General features: G+C 44.9%; 15 protein-coding genes and 1 pseudogene. 5 read left to right on the plus strand and 11 right to left on the minus strand.

The features are described from left to right. The 6 genes and pseudogenes from BMW45_RS00465 to BMW45_RS00490 form a co-directional block, all read right to left on the minus strand. The gene (locus BMW45_RS00465; RefSeq protein ID WP_092240080.1) at positions 1-3,213 is read right to left on the minus strand and encodes a right-handed parallel beta-helix repeat-containing protein; all 3,213 of its coding nucleotides are present in this window, start codon (positions 3,211-3,213) and stop codon (positions 1-3) included. Between the two features lie 29 nt (positions 3,214-3,242). Next, complete coding sequence (gene lepB, locus BMW45_RS00470) at positions 3,243-3,785, minus strand: signal peptidase I (protein ID WP_092240081.1); 543 nt, start codon at positions 3,783-3,785, stop codon at positions 3,243-3,245. A 466-nt stretch (positions 3,786-4,251) separates the two neighbouring features. Then, complete coding sequence (locus BMW45_RS00475) at positions 4,252-4,728, minus strand: LURP-one-related/scramblase family protein (protein ID WP_092240082.1); 477 nt, start codon at positions 4,726-4,728, stop codon at positions 4,252-4,254. Next, complete coding sequence (nth, locus tag BMW45_RS00480) at positions 4,725-5,381, minus strand: endonuclease III (RefSeq protein WP_092246040.1); 657 nt, start codon at positions 5,379-5,381, stop codon at positions 4,725-4,727. The genes BMW45_RS00475 and nth overlap by 4 nt, the downstream gene beginning before the upstream one ends. Positions 5,382-5,457: 76 nt before the next feature. Beyond that, a pseudogene (locus BMW45_RS00485) lies at positions 5,458-6,693 on the minus strand (endonuclease Q family protein); the annotation flags it as partial. 23 nt (positions 6,694-6,716) lie between these two features. Further along, complete coding sequence (locus BMW45_RS00490) at positions 6,717-7,679, minus strand: helix-turn-helix transcriptional regulator (RefSeq protein ID WP_092246043.1); 963 nt, start codon at positions 7,677-7,679, stop codon at positions 6,717-6,719. A 141-nt stretch (positions 7,680-7,820) separates the two neighbouring features. Between BMW45_RS00490 and BMW45_RS00495 the strand changes: the two genes are divergently transcribed. Next, positions 7,821-8,048 (plus strand): hypothetical protein, encoded by a 228-nt coding sequence (locus tag BMW45_RS00495; protein ID WP_025231775.1) that lies wholly within the window; start codon positions 7,821-7,823, stop codon positions 8,046-8,048. 115 nt (positions 8,049-8,163) lie between these two features. Here BMW45_RS00495 and BMW45_RS00500 read toward each other — a convergent pair whose 3' ends face one another. After that, positions 8,164-8,820, minus strand: a complete 657-nt coding sequence (locus BMW45_RS00500; protein ID WP_166433254.1) for a DUF1266 domain-containing protein — start codon at positions 8,818-8,820, stop codon at positions 8,164-8,166. Positions 8,821-8,924: 104 nt separating this feature from the next. Further along, a complete protein-coding gene (locus tag BMW45_RS00505) occupies positions 8,925-9,353 on the minus strand; it encodes a DUF5684 domain-containing protein (protein ID WP_207649040.1) in 429 nt (142 codons plus the stop codon). 350 nt (positions 9,354-9,703) lie between these two features. Here BMW45_RS00505 and BMW45_RS00510 point away from each other — a divergent pair, with 350 nt between their 5' ends. After that, entirely contained in the window at positions 9,704-10,714 is a 1,011-nt protein-coding gene (locus tag BMW45_RS00510) for a hypothetical protein (protein ID WP_092240085.1), read from the plus strand. Between the two features lie 48 nt (positions 10,715-10,762). On the opposite strand, the gene BMW45_RS00515 is transcribed toward BMW45_RS00510, so the two are convergent. Both BMW45_RS00515 and BMW45_RS00520 read right to left on the minus strand, forming a co-directional pair. After that, the gene (locus BMW45_RS00515; protein WP_092240086.1) at positions 10,763-11,221 is read right to left on the minus strand and encodes a GyrI-like domain-containing protein; all 459 of its coding nucleotides are present in this window, start codon (positions 11,219-11,221) and stop codon (positions 10,763-10,765) included. 106 nt (positions 11,222-11,327) lie between these two features. After that, the gene (locus BMW45_RS00520) at positions 11,328-12,554 is read right to left on the minus strand and encodes an MFS transporter (RefSeq protein WP_092240087.1); all 1,227 of its coding nucleotides are present in this window, start codon (positions 12,552-12,554) and stop codon (positions 11,328-11,330) included. Between the two features lie 125 nt (positions 12,555-12,679). On the opposite strand from BMW45_RS00520, the gene BMW45_RS00525 reads away from it, so the two are divergent. The 3 genes from BMW45_RS00525 to BMW45_RS00540 all read left to right on the plus strand — a co-directional run bounded on the left by BMW45_RS00525 (position 12,680) and on the right by BMW45_RS00540 (position 15,319). Beyond that, a complete protein-coding gene (locus BMW45_RS00525; protein WP_092240088.1) occupies positions 12,680-13,573 on the plus strand; it encodes an AraC family transcriptional regulator in 894 nt (297 codons plus the stop codon). A gap of 81 nt (positions 13,574-13,654) precedes the next feature. Then, complete coding sequence (locus tag BMW45_RS00530) at positions 13,655-13,912, plus strand: TfoX/Sxy family protein (protein WP_092240089.1); 258 nt, start codon at positions 13,655-13,657, stop codon at positions 13,910-13,912. A gap of 585 nt (positions 13,913-14,497) precedes the next feature. Continuing rightward, the gene (locus tag BMW45_RS00540) at positions 14,498-15,319 is read left to right on the plus strand and encodes a class I SAM-dependent methyltransferase (protein WP_092240091.1); all 822 of its coding nucleotides are present in this window, start codon (positions 14,498-14,500) and stop codon (positions 15,317-15,319) included. 82 nt (positions 15,320-15,401) lie between these two features. Here the strand turns inward: BMW45_RS00540 and BMW45_RS00545 are convergent, their stop codons facing one another. Beyond that, positions 15,402-16,856: an NADP-dependent glyceraldehyde-3-phosphate dehydrogenase gene (locus tag BMW45_RS00545; RefSeq protein WP_092240092.1), complete on the minus strand. Its 1,455-nt coding sequence runs from the start codon at positions 16,854-16,856 to the stop codon at positions 15,402-15,404. Positions 16,857-16,903: the final 47 nt, after the last annotated feature.

Below are 16,903 nucleotides of genomic sequence, written 5' to 3' on the forward strand. Positions count from 1 at the left end.
TCACAAACCCCGCTTTCTGCGGGAATGAATCATACCGGCACCGGCAATCCCCATCAGCAGAAGCATGGACAGCCCCAAAAGGATAGGACCCTGAATGCTTCCTGTCAGGACACCGGCTGGTACCTCCTCATTTCTTGTATTGATGAAATCAAACCGGCTATTTATTTCAACCAAGCTGACCTGACCGGTATCCGAACTGTCTGTTACCTGACCTAAGCTGTCCACAAAAGACACCCTATAATTGGAATCGCCAGCTTCTGTCACACGGAGACTGCCCTGTGGTACCGCCATAATGGTGATCTGCTGGCCGTGTTTCAGCATGAAAGTGGCTTTTCCAGCCTCATTAAGCGTTAACGTTCCAGCGGCCGGTGCCTCTGCTTCTGATCCGGACAAGATTCCACCTGTATATTGCAATTGGGTCCCTTCGGCAAGTGGAACCCCTCCGCCGTCTAAAAAGTATATTGTAAACAGAAAGTCCCTTGTCTTGTCGGCATAATCACCGATGACCTTCTGGGATACCGTGATATTTCTCATTTCGTATGCCAGATAAATATCCGTATCGCCCACCACGTTAGCCAGCTGGACCGAGGTATTTCCTTTCCACTCTCCATTTAAGTGCTCCTTCCAATCCATGAACACATAGCCTGAGACGGACGGAATCCTTTCATCCGGGAGTGCAAATGACTCGCCCGAAACTGCGGCGTATGCAACCGGATTTAATCCGTCTATGGGGCTCCCGCCCCGGTCTATATAATAAACCTTCACGATTAGCACGTTGATATCGAAGTTGTTGAGCGGGTGGTCATAGACGCTGCTTCCGGCAGCCGATATTTGGGGGTGTCTGGTCACCATATCCGGGAGTGGTTCGGCATCTGCCCACGCTGTATTTCCACTGAATTTAACCGTATTCAAGACAGACAGTTTAGTAAGGTCGTTGGTGTAGATACCGCCGCCATTATTTACTGCTGTATTGTCAGATATTTTTCCGTTTTTAATGGTGACTGTGCTGCTATCAGCAAAAATACCGCCGCCATTGCCGCCAGAGGCTATATTGCCGGTGAAGTCGCCCCCCTCCATGATGAAGACGGTGTTGGAGGTTACATGCACACCTCCGCCGCTGTTGTTAGCCTTGTTAACTCTGATTTTACTGTCACCACTGACGGTAAGCGTGCCGCCAATGCTATAAATACCACCGCCATACTCCGCCGCCTTATTGTCAGAGATCATACTGCTATTAACGGTGACGCTGCTGCCTGAAAAGTAAATACCACCGCCTGTGATGACCGAGGAATTACCGGAGATGGTGCTGCCATCCACGGTAACCTTGCTGGCACCTCCAGCATAAATACCGCCACCATAAGAGCTTGCAGCATTGTTCATTATATTACTGTTGCTGTTCACCTTGATTACACTTTTGATATTGGCGTACATACCGCCCCCTCTGTCTGCGCGATTGTCCGAAACAACGCTGCTGCCCTTGATGGTGACCGTGCTTCCTTCCGGGGTACAAAGACCGCCACCGTTGTAGGCCGCCCTATTGCCGGATATAGTGCTGTTGTCAACGACAATTTGTGCCCCCTCCCTATAAGCCATAATCCCACCACCCAGACTTCCCCCGTTATTCTCAGAGATTGTGCTGCCCTGAACAGTTAGGGACGAACTGCCAGAGACACCTGCATAGACATACACGCCACCGCCGCAGTAGGCCGAAGCATTTTCTGAAATCATACTGCCATCTCGTACCACGGCCACGCTATCATCGACAAATATACCGCCTCCGCCTCCGTTGGGGTCGCCATTCGCCTTATTATTATTGATATTACTGCCCTCTACAGTGAGCGAACCACCATTATAGATACTGAGGCCGCCACCGTAATTTCTGGACGTATTCTCAAAAACAGCGCTGTCATTCTGTATCTTGACTACGCTATTATTCTCGGCATATAATCCGCCTCCGTAAGCGATGGTGGTACCCTCGGCCTTATTCCCGGATATTGTGCTGCCGCTAATCGTAATTTGGGAGCTTTTTCCACAGACACCGCCGCCCTTGCCCTTTGTCGCAGTATTGCTGGTGATCATACTGTCAGCAATCGTGACGCGACTGCTGTCCAGGGCATAAACAGCGCCGCCATTTTCCGCCGTGCACTTTTGTATATTTGCGTCTCTTAGCGTAAAGGCTGCTCCCGTTTTGACCTCAATCCCGCCGCCTGTACCGCCGCCGTCCAGTATGACGTTTTCAAACGTAAGCTCGGCATTGCTGCCCGAGGGAATAATGAAATGGCGCTGACTCTTGGATGTAAAGGTGACGGTTCCTAAATCCGAGGCCTTAAATGTTAGATTTTTATTAATCGTTAGTGAACTGGTAAATACAATGTTCGCACCATCAGCAATAACTATGGTGTCCCCTGACTGTACTTGGTTATAGTTAATGAGCATTTGTATCGATGAAAAATCATAGACCGTTACTTCCAAAAACGGCTTGATGCCCTCCGGCAGACGCATACCTGCGTCGATGCCGGTAACCGCCGTGTCCTCCGCAATCTCCAGCGGGTCGGTCCATGAGGCCGCGGCTTCCTCATCCATCGCAAATTTGTTGTCATTTTCAATAGTCAGTGGCAGCAGATATTCCGTTCCGCCAATGGTTTCGGCGGAAACATTTACCACATAGCTGCCGGGTTCCATGCCCTCAAACCGGTATGCACCATCCGTTTTGGTTAAGGTGGTCTGAACCTCGGTATTCAAGTCGTCCTCCGCATAGAGCGTGACGGGGTATCCGGCAATGTCGGTTTCACCCACATCCCTTATACCGTCGCCGTTTTTATCCAACCACAGCTTTCCGCTGATATGCCTGCCTGGATGAACTACTGTTACAACAGCAACAGGACGGGCTTGTGGATAAACCCAGGTCCCGATATCGGCGGTAAACAAATACGTCCCTGCGGCCTCCTGATGATACCCGTCAGCTTCCCAGATTACGGGTATGTCTGCAACAGCGTCTCCCTCCAGCGTTGCCACCAGGGTTTCAGGCAATGGAATGTCTGCGATTTTCGTACCTAATGGTACAATCAGTTCCGTTACAGGCATGTCAAAGGACACGATCACTTCTTTTTCACTGTCATTCTGCGCGATTCCTGCAACAGGCAGCAATCCCGCTAACAACAATCCTATTAGCAATAGAGAAAGGGCAATGCGCCTACTGCTTCTTTTTCTCATACTTTACCTCTTCTTTTAATTTTATATATCTATAGTCCACCACGAAAAATAAGGAACGCTTTCCCGTGAATCTGTTCTTTACTTACCGCGCCATAGTTACGGGAGTCCAGTGAATCGCTTCGGTGATCTCCCATAACAAAATACTGATTTTCAAAAAGTGCGAGCGGATAATCGACTTTCGTCTTTCCATAAGTCTTTTCATAGATAAACGATTCCTTTTGCACCTCTCCATTTACAAGAAAAAGCCCGTTATCATCATCAAATCCCATTACATCACCGGGAATACCGCAGATACGCTTAACATAATCTTCCCGCCCATGCGCCTTAATAAAAACAATATCTCCTTTTTCATATGAACTGGAATGTTTCCAGAATACAATTATGTCTTCATCATAAAGGGCCGGCTCCATCGATGTCCCTGATACAACCCCAATGCCAAACATCATATTAAAAATCAACGCAGCCGCTACCGCAATTACTGCACTTTTTATTAGCGGGAACCAGAATGACCGGTTGATATAGTCCATTGATGCAGCATGTTTCGGCTGATATTTTTTTCTTAATCTTTCCATGTTTTTGCTTGAACCTGCTTCCTCTTATCCTTAGTAATACGAGCCTTGAAAAAGCCACTCAATTCATCCCCATGTTTCTCTCCGCTTAGACGGATCTTAGATAAGCCAGAAATTTTATTATATATTATTAATATTTTTCATTTGAAAAGTCTTTTAAAATGTTCCAAAACTCGAGATTATTGTCCTGAATTTCCTCCTTTTGAGTATAAGTTTTGCTGATACATCAATAGGAGGCTTGACAAAGCTCCTGAGATATGACAAAGATCGTCTTCCTATCACGTGACCGGCATATGTGCGCATAAAAAACGGCCCCGCTTTGGATGAACTCCTCCAAGTCGGGGCCGCTTTCAGAACTTTTTAAGTAAACTACACGATAGCATAACTGGATTACGTATAAAAATAAAACAGCCACCATGCCGGTTCCAGGAATCCGTCATGGTGGCTGTTTTATTTCATGATTTTCTATTTAACCTTTGTTCTGGCTGCATTTGATCGCATCAATGGCAAGGACCACCATAAGTGCCAAAAGACTGTCCTGTCCGTCGGTCACGTCGATCAAGTAGGTATCGGTAAAATGAAAAAGCTGCTTTTCAATCCGGGCCACAACGCTGCCCGTCTGGGAAAGAATACGGTAATCCCATTCCAGGAAGCTGCCTTCCACATGCCACCCATTGCAGTCAACGGAAAAAGAGGGTTTGAAAAAAGTAAAATCCTTGGTGATAGTTCCCGCCGTTTGTCCGCCGATCTGGATGTCAAACCGGGGCAGAAAGGTCAGCACCTGCTCTCTTAAGGTGGCAAGGTGATTATCGTTGTTGTCATAAATTTCCAGCTTGTGGCCCCAGGCGGGCCTTCCGCAGACTGTATATATGGTAGCTCCATTTTCATCATAGATGTCGTAGCTGTCAAACCAGGAAAAAAATCGCTGCTTAAACATTAGCTTCATGATATTATTATATCTCCTTTTTCTTCTTTATCCATTATCTGCCCGCACCATTCCTTTAACATGCATTCCCCGCACTTTGCCTTCCTTGCCGTGCAGATTGCCCTGCCATGATATATCAGCTGAAAATTGATCCGGTTCCAGTGGTCCTTTGGCAGTATCCGTTGCAATTCCACTTCCACCTCCGCCGGATTTTTCCCGGAGGCCCAGCCCATCCGCCTGGCAATGCGAAATACATGGGTATCCACAGTGACCCCAGGAATTCCGTAAGCATCTGCCAGAAATAAGGTGGCGGTTTTTCTGCCCACTCCTGCCAGATTTAAGACCCCTTCTATATCCTTTGGGACCTCGCCTCCATATTCCTCTGCGATTTGACTGCAGCATTTTTTTAAATTCTTCGCTTTATTTTTATAAAGCCCAATGGATCGTATGGAATCCTCGATTTCTTCCAGCGGCGCTTCTGCCATCTGCTCCACGGTCTGATAACGCCAAAACAGCTGGGGAAGCACCTCTTCCACTTGTTTGTCTGTGCTTTGGGCGCTGAGCATGATAGCCGCCAGTAGCTGCCATGGCTGCTGATGGTAGAACCCTTCCTTTGTCACACCGTAAACCTGGTCCAATTTTTCAAGTATATAACTGACATCTTTCTTTTTCATACGTATTTCCCAACCTTCCGTCACTGTATAATATCTGCTTTCCTTTTCAGGTTCGGCTGCTGTTTCTCCTCTTGACAATCTCCTCCGGCTCAAACAGCCGAATGATTCCATATTCCCCATCATATCCGGGACTGCACTGAACCTTGCCCTCTCTTAACCGCTTGATTCCCTCTGATATCATATTGCCGGAAGCATGCCTGATATCCTCCAAAGGCAGCTCCCGAAGGATATGAAATTCCGGTCCTAAATCCCTTATCATGGATTCATACTGGTTTTGGACTTTCTTACTTGCGGTTGTAAATCCGATAGAAGCCGCGATCACTTCTGTAAGAGGGACCAGATTCTCAAACGGCCTCCCGCCTGGAAGGACAAATCCTTCACTGCGGTCAGCCAGCTGTTCGATCCGGTGGGACACGCCTGTGGTAAGCTTTCGGCCGCATACCGGGCACTTGCCGGAATATTGTTTCGCTTCTGACGGAGAGAGGCAGAGATTGCATTTCCGGTGGCCATCATAATGATATTTTCCCTCTTCCGGAAAAAACTCTACGGTTCCCTCTAATCCCTCTCCCTTTTGTATGGCATTCCACAGCCCGGTATAGGACAAGTCAATATCCAGAAGATTGGCTTCCCTGCCAAGCTTTGAGGGAGAATGGGCATCAGAGTTTGAAACAAGCTGAAAACGGTCCAGAGCCGACAAACGCCATATCATAGAAGGATCGGATGAAAGACCTGTCTCCAATGCATGCACATGGGGAGTTAAATCCTCAAAGCATTCCTCGATCGTATCAAAACCGGAGAATGCCCCAAACAACGAGAAATGCGGCGTCCAGATATGTGCCGGGATATAGATGGCCCTGGGGCATAATTCCAGTGATATTTCCAGAAGGTCATGACAATCCAGTCCCAATATGGGCCTGCCGTCTGAATGAAGGTTCCCAATCGTCTCCAGCTTTTTTGAAATCAGCTCTGCCTCCTTAATACCCGGAAGCAATATAACGCTGTGAACTTTTCTTACTTTCCCGTTTTTCTTATAAATGGAGCTGATCTCTCCGGAGACCACGAACCGGGGAGTCATGGCTTCTGACATAGCTCCCTTGTCTATACGGTATTCTTCTTTTAATATGTAAAGCCCTTCCTCTGCAGGAATCAGCTTTTCTTTAAATTCCTCACGCCATGCCTGGTGGGTAAAATCACCGGTCCCCAGGATGCCGATCCCTTTGCGCCTCGCCCATAAATCCAAATATTCCAGAGAACACTCCTTACTGGTCGCTCTGGAATAATGGGAATGGATGTGTAAATCTGCTATATACATAAATTTCACCTGCTTTTGTCGATTTATGTTTTATTATAGCTTTGTTTTCTATGGGTTGCAAGGAGAGGGTCCTTCCTTTTACCGGCATATTTCTCATAAATTCCCATGGTCAGCTCTGCCATGTCCCTTCTGAATTCCGCCGGTTCCGTAAGTTCAATCTGATCACCCATACTTAACAGCCAGCTAAAAAGATTCTCCTTGCTGGAAAAATCAAACTCAAATAATAGCTTTCCATCCTCCCGTTCCTTAAAACTGTTCATTCCATACTCCTCGATCAGATGCCATTTTATCTCCGGCTCACAAACCGCAGTGATATGGAATTGATTGGGATACGGATTTTCCGGAAAGTACTCAATGGGAGGTAAGGGACGCTTTTCATAATGGTCCCCGGTGTCTGAAAGCTCCTGGATCCGGTTTAGCTTGAACATGCGGAAATCTTTCCTGTCCCTGCAATATCCCCACACATACCAGGAGGACCACTGGAATACCAAAAGATAAGGGTCAATGGTTCTCTCTGTTTCACCACTTGGAGCATAATAACAGAATTTTACCGAATGGCCTGCTTCAATGGCTTTCTGGATCAGATCGATCTTAGGGGACAGGGAGGATTTATACCAGGAGGAAAGGTTGATCATGATGTGGCTTTCCGGAACCTGCACCGATGCCTGGTCTGATGACAGTTTTTTCATGAGCTGCTGGTACCGGTTCGTCCCTGCCACGCTGTCTAAGCTTCTAAGCCCTGTCAGTATAGACTGCATTTCAAAGGAGGTCAGCACGGTCCGGTCGATCCGGTAGGCCGGCATGATAGATATTCCCCCGTTCTGCCCCTGTGAAGTGGCAATGGGAATACCTGCCCTTAACAGTGCCTCCACATCCCTGTTTATGGTCCTTCTTGAAACCTCAAAGATTTCTGCGAGATAAGAGGCCGTTACCTTTTCCTCTTGAAGCAGGATAGATAAAATTCCAATAAGTCTGTCAATCTTCATAGGCGTTCCTTTCTTTGATGTCCTTATTATATCACGGCAAAAGGTCTCAGAAAAGACCGTTCTTTCCATCCTCACTCATTGACTCCCTTTTCCATTTATGCTAGGATGTGCCTAATAATCAAGAAAGAAAGGACCTGTTAAATGAATTTAATGAACTTAATGCAGTTAAAGGAATCCTGGGCTGTTTTTAAAGATAACCACCCCAAATTTCCCCTGTTCCTGAAAGCAGCCTTAAAAAGCTCTCTGAAAGAAGGAAGCGTGGTGGAAATCCATATTACGCCGCCGGAAGGAAAAACCCTTACCACTAATTTAAAGCTCAAGGCTTCTGATCTGGAGCTGTTTGAACAATGGAAAGACTCCTTAAAATAAATTGGCACTTTTCAGGACTTGCTGAGGAAGTAATTGATAGTACTTTGATCGTCTACGTAGTTTATGAGCATACAATAAAGGAATTAGCTTATGCTAATTCCTTTATTAATTAATCTTATGTCAACGGCAGATTCCAATCCAGCAGATAGGGATTGTCATTCCTTGTTTTGATATCTTCATAGACTTCCCGCCGGTCATCTCCGCTTTCATAAGACCAATATTCATACCCTCTTAAGTAACTGTCCATCATCTCATCCCATGATGAAAACCTTTTTTGAATTATCTGTGCTATTTCAAGTGACTTATCCAATGCTTCCTGTTCCGTATAAAACCCGGCAATATAATACCAGCCGCACAAGGATACAGCGCGGCAGTAATCCCAGCCGTCGATGGCCCCTGCTCCGTAATTTACGTAGTCATCATACGCGTTTACGAGATAATAAGCTTCCTCTTCGTCACCCACAATTTCACTAAGATATTTGGCCAGCTCCTCCCGTTCAAGTCCCGAAGCATCGTCCTCTTCCATCACCTGCATCAGCGATGCATAGTCGGTCCGGTGCCCTGTGTTAAGCAGCCAGTTTAAGGTTTCGTCCGCACTGGTTCTGTCCGTCACATCCCACCATTCCTCCAATGACGCAAGCTCAAGCCGTTTATTGAATTCATTCGCTTTCATGCCTCCCAGGAGCGTATAATCTCCACCGTTAAGCTCTGTTAAAACAGCATAAGTACCATTGACCCAGAGAATTTCCGGTTGTACTTTTTTCTGCTGCACACAGCCGGCACTTCCACATAAGATGAGCCCTATGATACAAAGAAGAAATGTATATTTAGTAGATTTTTGTTTGTTCATGTCTTGTTTTATCTCGCGCTTTCCTTCTATTGAGGTCCTGCGTACTCAGCGCTGCCAAGTCCCAGTATTGGGAAAAATATCAATGGCAAAAGCACTAAGCCAACTGCAAAACCGCCGCTTCTTCCAAATGCTTTAGAAAGCTTAACGCAATAAATGATATATATAACAAACGAAGCCAATCCTGCAAGGCTGCTTAAGATGCTGCTATCTAAAAATCCTCCAAAAAAAGAAACTCCCCCTGTAATCAGAACTGCAATAAAATAGCTTAAATTTCCAAATGCGATATCAGACATTATGTAAAGATTATAAAATGGTATCAATGACGCCCAGCCCGGCTTACCGGCTTTCGAAAAAATCTTCCAATTGGAAACTAAAAGCAAAATACAAACAATTAAAAGAAATACAAAAAGTAAAATACCAAATCCAGCTAAAACAGCATATAAATCATTATTCACGCTCAATTCCTCCATATGTTTTAAATTATTAAGTACCAATTATACCTGTCCCCACCTCAGCGGATTTAATCTGACGCCGCAAAAAGAGGTTTGTTCTCTAAATTACTCATAAACTCGTACATTCTGCCTTTCTCCTTTTCTTTTGTTCTTCCATATTTTACCACATTGACAAATATTCATCAATGTCGTACGGAACAAGAAATTCATTGTTGGGAACATGAGACAGCATTTTCTTGTTGTATTTACCAAATTATGGTACAATGGACAAATAAGTGCAATAACCCGGAAGCTTTGTCCAAGCCTTTCTTACCATAAGGGCGAATATAACAAGCAGGAGGAATAAAAACAGCATGAAAAAGATGATAAAATTATTTGCAGTCGCATCGCTTCTATCCATATCCATAGCATCGACCGCCCATGCAGGAGCCTGGAAGCAGGACAGCCATGGATGGTGGTGGCAGGACGGAGATAAGTCCTATCCCGCTTCCGCCTGGAAATGGATCGACTCTGACGGGGATGGAATGGCAGAATGTTACTATTTTGATGAAAATGGTTATCTCCTGACCGGGACCACTGCCCCCGACGGCAGCACGGTCAATGAATCCGGCGCATGGACCGATCAGAGCATTATCCGCCAAAAGGCCGCTAATCCTGCTGCCGCGCGGATCACAAACCAGAAGGGGATGGAACTTTACCAGGAAGCAGACCAGAAGAGTTCCGGGCTGCCCGGCCTGGATATCACTGCAGACATCCAGATGAATCTTACTTATGACTGGCTGGATATCCCGGTCTCCATGAATATGCAGCTTAAATATCATGACTTAAATACTCCAAACATGGAGTTTCTTTCCCAGACTACTATGGATATGCTGGGGATAAGTACGTCAGAGACTTCCTTCTACACCAGGGGCTGCTATTATCTAGATGCGGGAATGTATGATAAATACAAAATGAACATCGGATATGAAGATATGACAAGAAACATCACTTTGGGAGGACTGACCGGACAGTTTGGGGCATTCCTGGATAATGTACAAATTGCAGACGGTGACGCCGGTAATAAAATCCTTATGTATTCCAGCAAAGCGGAAGGCCTTGAAACATATCTCACCAATTTCTACGATGAAATTTGGCCGACTCTTTCTGATTCCAATTATAAGATCGACCGGATTGACGGGAAAGCAGTCATAAGCCCGGAAGGCTATTTTTCCAAAGAATCCATTTCCATTTACATGACCATCACCGAAGAGGAAGAGTCTTTGGGCATGCTCATGAATATGAATCTGGATTATAATAATCCTGGGAAAGCCGTTTCCATTGTATTTCCTTCCACAGAAGGATATGAAGAAATCATTTACTAATAAAACAATAGGAGGGAAAACCGCTTGCGGCTCCCTCCTTTTCTTTTCTTAATTCCTTAAACCGATATAAATATGGACCAGTGCATCTTCCATGTCCCCGTTCTGATATTCTTCAAAATCGCATACAAAAGCTCTTGGCAGATCCATCTTCCAAAGCTCCTGCCAGAATTTTGCTACTGCCTCTATCATGTTTCCCCTAACAACAAATTTGGCATACGTTCCTACCGGAATGGTCCTTGCCACCGAGCCTTCCGGGAGCTCATCCGCTGCTTCTACTTCACAGGCCACTATGACACTGTAATCATCTAATTCATTTTCTACATAATCCGTATAGATCCCCAGGGCTTTATCATTGCTCTTATTTTTAATAGCGGAATAAACCCCCTTCCCGTAAAAGCTTTCCCAAAGACCGCCGATCACATTTCCCATGTCCGGTGATGCATTGTTTGTCCGGGCCATCAGCCCCACTACTTTTTTTTCCTTAAGCTCAACCCTCTCAAAATCCATTTATCTTACCTCTTTTCCTCTTTCCTGCCTGTTTTGCAGCATAATAGGATATCTGTCAGGCATTTCATTCTATGGTAAGTGGATGATAGCATACCGAATACGACATCTATATGTCACAATTCATTTGTTCCTGATTATTTTTCATGAAACCCTCTGTTTTTCTGTCAGCTTTGTAAAAGTAGATCAGGGTGAAGACCAGAATAATTGGGAACAGGACAGCCCCTAATATTCCGATTTTTAAGTTGTTCCCAAAAAACCCGGATACAACACCTACAAAGGTAGGCCCGCCGGAACAGCCCAGGTCCCCTGCCAGAGCCAGAAATGCAAACATTGCGGTCCCTCCTCCCCGTATGGAGGCAGAAGCCATGCTAAAGGAACCGGGCCACATGATTCCTACAGACAGACCGCACAAGCCGCAGCCCAAAAGGCCCAGCGCAGGATAGGGGGAAAGAGAGATCAGAAAATAAGAACCTATGCATAGGATTCCGCTTGCAATCATCATCTTTTTTAAATTCACCTTTTCTCCGTACTTTCCATAGAGAGCCCTGGAGATTCCCATCATTGTAGCAAAAAGCATGGGACCTGCTAAGTCCCCTATGGACTTACTCACTCCAAGACCCTTCTCTGCAAAAGCGGATGCCCACTGGCTTACTGCCTGTTCGCTGGCTCCGGCACATACCATTAAAAGCATGAATACCCAGAATATCCGTTTTCTAATGAGTCCCTTTAAGGAAAGGCCTTCTTCCTCTTCCACAAGCGGTGCAATGGGTACCTTAAAAAATGAAAACATGTTGACAAAAGGAATCAGTGCCCAGAAAAGTGCCAGAAGCCTCCAGTTTTTTAGCCCGGCAATACTGAAAAATATGGTGGACACCAGGACTACTCCCACATGCCCCCAGCAATAAAAGGAATGAAGCATGCTCATGGCCTTTTCCTTATTATCCGTGGGACAGGCTTCTACGATGGGGCTGACCAGAACCTCCAAAAGGCCGCCTCCCGCTGCGTAGATGACCACTGCTGCAAAAAGACCGATCCAGGCCTCCGAAAACAATCCGGGCAGAATGGTTAAGGACACCAAACCTATTGCTGACAATATATGAGCCGTTATCATGGAAGCCCGGTAACCGACCCGGTCGACGATTCCCGCAGACAGTAAATCCACGATCAGCTGAATTCCAAAATTAAAAGTCACAAGCATGGTAATCCTGGATAAGGAAATGCCATACTCTGACTGTAACGTAAGAAATAAAAGAGGTACAAAATTGTTAATGATCGCCTGCACGATATAGCTCATGAAACAGGCATGGACGGTTTTGGTATAATCTTTATTCATTGAGAATCACCTGCTATTCATTTTTTTGTATTATACCGCATTTATTATTCTAAATCTTGTAATTTACCGCCAGTTTATGATACAATCTAGCCAATCAGCCAAACAAAGCCAAAGGAGAACGCTCTATGCAAAGCACGAAAATACTCACCGACGAATCCATGATGGAGCTTGTCTCCCACGGCTCCTCCACCTTTCCATTTCAATATTATTATGAAGATGTAGGAAAATTCGATAACAAGTGCATTGACTGGCACTGGCACAGGGAATTTGAACTGGTGTCTGTAAAAGAAGGAATCCTTCAGTGTTCCATCGGCAACATCAATTACATATTGGAAGCTGGGGATGGGATTTTCATCAATTCCGGAGTCATTCACCGTTTTCTTTCAGCCGGGACCGCAGTTATCCCCAACGTTTTGTTTGCATCTGATTTTATTGCTCCTGAAAACAGTTCTATTTATGATAAATACATGCTTCCTTTTCTCACTTCGGGTATTTCCCATATTGTCCTGAAAAGAAGTAACTCCTGGCAAAAAGATGTTCTTTCTTCTCTTTCAAGACTATATGACATATGTGAAAATCCAGGTCCTTCCTGGGAGCTGGAGGCCCATATCATCATCTGCATGGTTTGGAACAGCTTGTTTGAACACAGGCTGGAATTTGCGACCATGGAAAATACGGGGGTAAGCAGGATTTCTCAGGCCCGGTTTAAAGGCATGACCTGTTTTATTGAAGAAAACTACTGGAAAAAGATTACACTGAAAGAAATCGCCGCATCCGTTGGGGTAAGCAAGCGGGAAGCCCTCCGCTGCTTTCATTGCTCCGTTCCTTTATCGCCCATAGAATACTTGAATAAATACCGGCTTCAGCAGGCATGGAAACTGCTCCTTCAAACGGACCACTCCATAACAGACATTGCGGAGCATACCGGATTTGAGAGTACCAGCTATTTTGACCGTTTGTTTAAAAGAGAATTTCATATAACACCCAGGAAGCATCGGGACAGTGGGAAAAACTCATGAACATCACTCATGGAACTCCTTTACTCCCCTTTTTCTGTGAGTTATAATGAAAAAAAACAAGCAAACAAAAGGAGGAGTACAATGGGAGAATTATCTAACCTTCCTAATATCGGAAAAGAAGTAGAACGGCAGCTAAATGAAACCGGAATCTTTACTTATGAAGAATTAAAGGCAACAGGCACAGAAAAGGCCTGGCTGAAGATCCAGGCCATGGACTCTTCCGCCTGCATCCATCGTCTGTATGCTCTGGAAGGGGCCATTCAGGGAATAAAAAAATTACTCCTGCCTCAGGAGAGGAAAGAGGAATTAAAGGTATTTTATAATTCTCATAAATTGTAGAAAGGCAAGGCCTGCCTCCTCCGCTTAACCAGAAGCCAGGCCCAGCCCCATGAACCAGAAAATGAAGAATACCAAAAAGTACACGAGTACCGCCAATAGGCAGATTTCACCTGCCAATCGGTATTTTATTATCCGAAAGCCTTTCATCCATTGATAGAAATAATAAAAAATTAAAGCAATTCCCAAAGCTCCAATTAAGATTGGCAGCCAGGCCATTAAAAGAAAGATAAAATTCATCGCATTACTCCCCAAAACCGTCCTGTCCTTATCTTCCCCTCTTTCTTCCCTCTTATAAGCAAAGAACTGGCAGGAATTACTTTTTCACCATAATTTAGCCATACAACCTTACTTTCTTCCGATTGTCACAAAATTAAACCACGCCTAAAAGACGTTGTTTGCTCTGAGATATAAACCGCTGTTACCAGCCAGCACATAAAGATGCTGGCTTTCTCTTCGTTCAAGCGTCCTTCAAATTTTCTCTGGCAAATTACGCTCTTGTTTTCATATGCAGTATATGGTATATTTTAGTTAGTCATTACTAACTAATCAATTTAGTATCTAACTTGAAAGGTGGAGAGTATCCCAATGAAACTACGTGTTCAATTATCAGGCGTACCGGAAACCATGCTCATTCCCATGTATGCCAGGGCAATCGAGAGCAAAAAAGCTAATCCGTTCTTTTTTGACCGGTATGCGATAGAAATGACGGAAAAACTGGACTATGACTTTTCAAAATTTGACAAAGGCAAAATGAGCTTATGGGGCTGCGCCGCCAGAACAATCATTTTGGACCGGGAAGTAAAAGCATTTATCAAAAGACACCCTCATTGTACCTGTATCAATTTAGGCTGTGGACTGGACACACGGTTTCATCGAGTGGACAATGGAAGAATCCATTGGTATAATATTGATTTTCAACCAATTGCGGATCTAAGAGCACAGCTTTTACCCGTTACGCAGCGGGAAACAATGATCTCCTGTTCCGCACTGGAAAATAGTTGGATCAATGAAATTGCCCAGGATGGCAAAGTGCTCATCATTATGGAAGGTCTGATCATGTATTTTTCAGAGGATGAAATCAAAGTTCTGATGGGTATGATACGCGATGCCTTTCCGGGCTGTACACTTCTTATCGAACTGCTGTCGTCATTTACGCTTAGAAATCAGAAAAAGCACGATACGCTTAAAAAAACCAGCGCTGTGTTCCGGTGGGGCGTGAAGGAATCCAAAGAGCTTGAAATCATGTGCCCTTATGCGAAACTAAAGGATGAATGGAACTACACTCCTGTGATGAAGCGGTTTTCCCCTCTTTTTATCACATTGATTTCCCCCATGCTGACCAACGCAAACAATAGAATTGCAAAATTTGAGATTTCTGCAATAGGCTTTCCGCTCCCAACCGTCTAAAGCTATATTGCAAAAAACCCGCCCCATACATGGGGGCGGGTTTCACACTATTTCATCTGCCTGACTGACAGCCTGATTCCAGTTATTCTGTTAAATTAATGGTGATTGCTTTTGGCCTTGTCATTGCTTCTATGGAATACTTTACTCCCTGGGTTCCCATACCGGAAGCTTTTACTCCCAAAAATGGGAAGTGATCCGGGCCTCTTTCTGTTTTGTTGTTAATCTGAACAGTTCCCACTTCTAACTTTTCAGCAATACGAAAGGCTTTATTAATATCTTTGGTAAATACGGAAGATTGTAAGCCATATTCTGAGCGGTTAGCAATCTCTACCGCTTCATCCATATCTTTAACCCGGATAATAGGAAGAATGGGTGAAAACGGTTCTTTCCATGCAATCTCCATATCCACGGTTACTTTATCCAGTAATGTAGGATAGACTAAATTTCCTTCTCTCTTATTTCCAACAATAAGTTCTGCACCTTTTGCAATGGCATCCTGAATCAAGAATTCTGCAAAATCAGCAGATTTCTGATCGATCAGAGGAGTGACCACCACATTATCCCTGGGATCTCCCACCGATAGTTTTTCAATTCCTGTTTTCAGCATATCTACCAGCTGATCCGCTACCTTATCTGTGGTGATAATACGCTTCACCGCAGTACAGCGCTGGCCGGAATAAGAAAATGCACCTTCTACAATATTACTTGCCGCATATTTTAAATCGGCATCTTCCAGTACAAGAGCCGCATCCTTGCCGCCAAGTTCCAGCAACAGAGGGGTCATGCAGGATATCTTGGATAAATGCCTGCCTACCTCCGTACTTCCTGTAAAATTTATAAAATTAATATTTTCATGGGTTACGATATAGTCACCGATCTCACTGCCTTTTCCGGTAACTGTCTGCAGTACTCCCCCCGGCAGTCCGGCATCCTGCAATGCTTTTACAAGATGAAGGGCGCTGATGGCCCCCTGGGTCGCCGGTTTTAATATTACCGTATTGCCCCCCATCAGCGCCGGTGCAATCTTGGAGGCGGATAGATTAATGGGGTAATTAAAGGGTGATATGGCTAATACGGTACCTAGCGGAACCCTTCTAACATAGGATATTTTATTTCGGGAACCACCTGGAAAATTCTCCCCGCTTACTGCGATTCCTTCCAGACTTTTTCCTGCATCTGCCGTAAAACGGAGAAAATCTGCGGTCCGCTTCACTTCTGATACGGAAGATTTCCTGTCTTTTGCAATCTCCATCATCAGAATATCAGCTATCTCTTCCGACCTTTCCTCCAAAAGCTCTGCAGCATTGTACAGGATCTGTGCCTTTACAAATATCGGAACACCGGCCCACAAAGAAAGACCTTCTTTGGAATAACGGATGACCTCATCGACCTCTTCTCTGCTGACTGCCTGTATCTCACCGATAAAAGAACCGTCTGCAGGGGATGTTATGGTAATGACATTCCCTGATGCGGATTCCACCCACCTGCCATTGATTAAATTTCCATAAGTATGCTTTTCATTACATAATTCAGACATATTATCTTCTCCTTTCCATACCTTTGCAATTTCTATTTGTATGTAAT

Origin of the sequence: Lacrimispora sphenoides (assembly GCF_900105215.1) — a bacterium.
In the GTDB taxonomy this organism is placed as follows: domain Bacteria; phylum Bacillota; class Clostridia; order Lachnospirales; family Lachnospiraceae; genus Lacrimispora; species Lacrimispora sphenoides_A.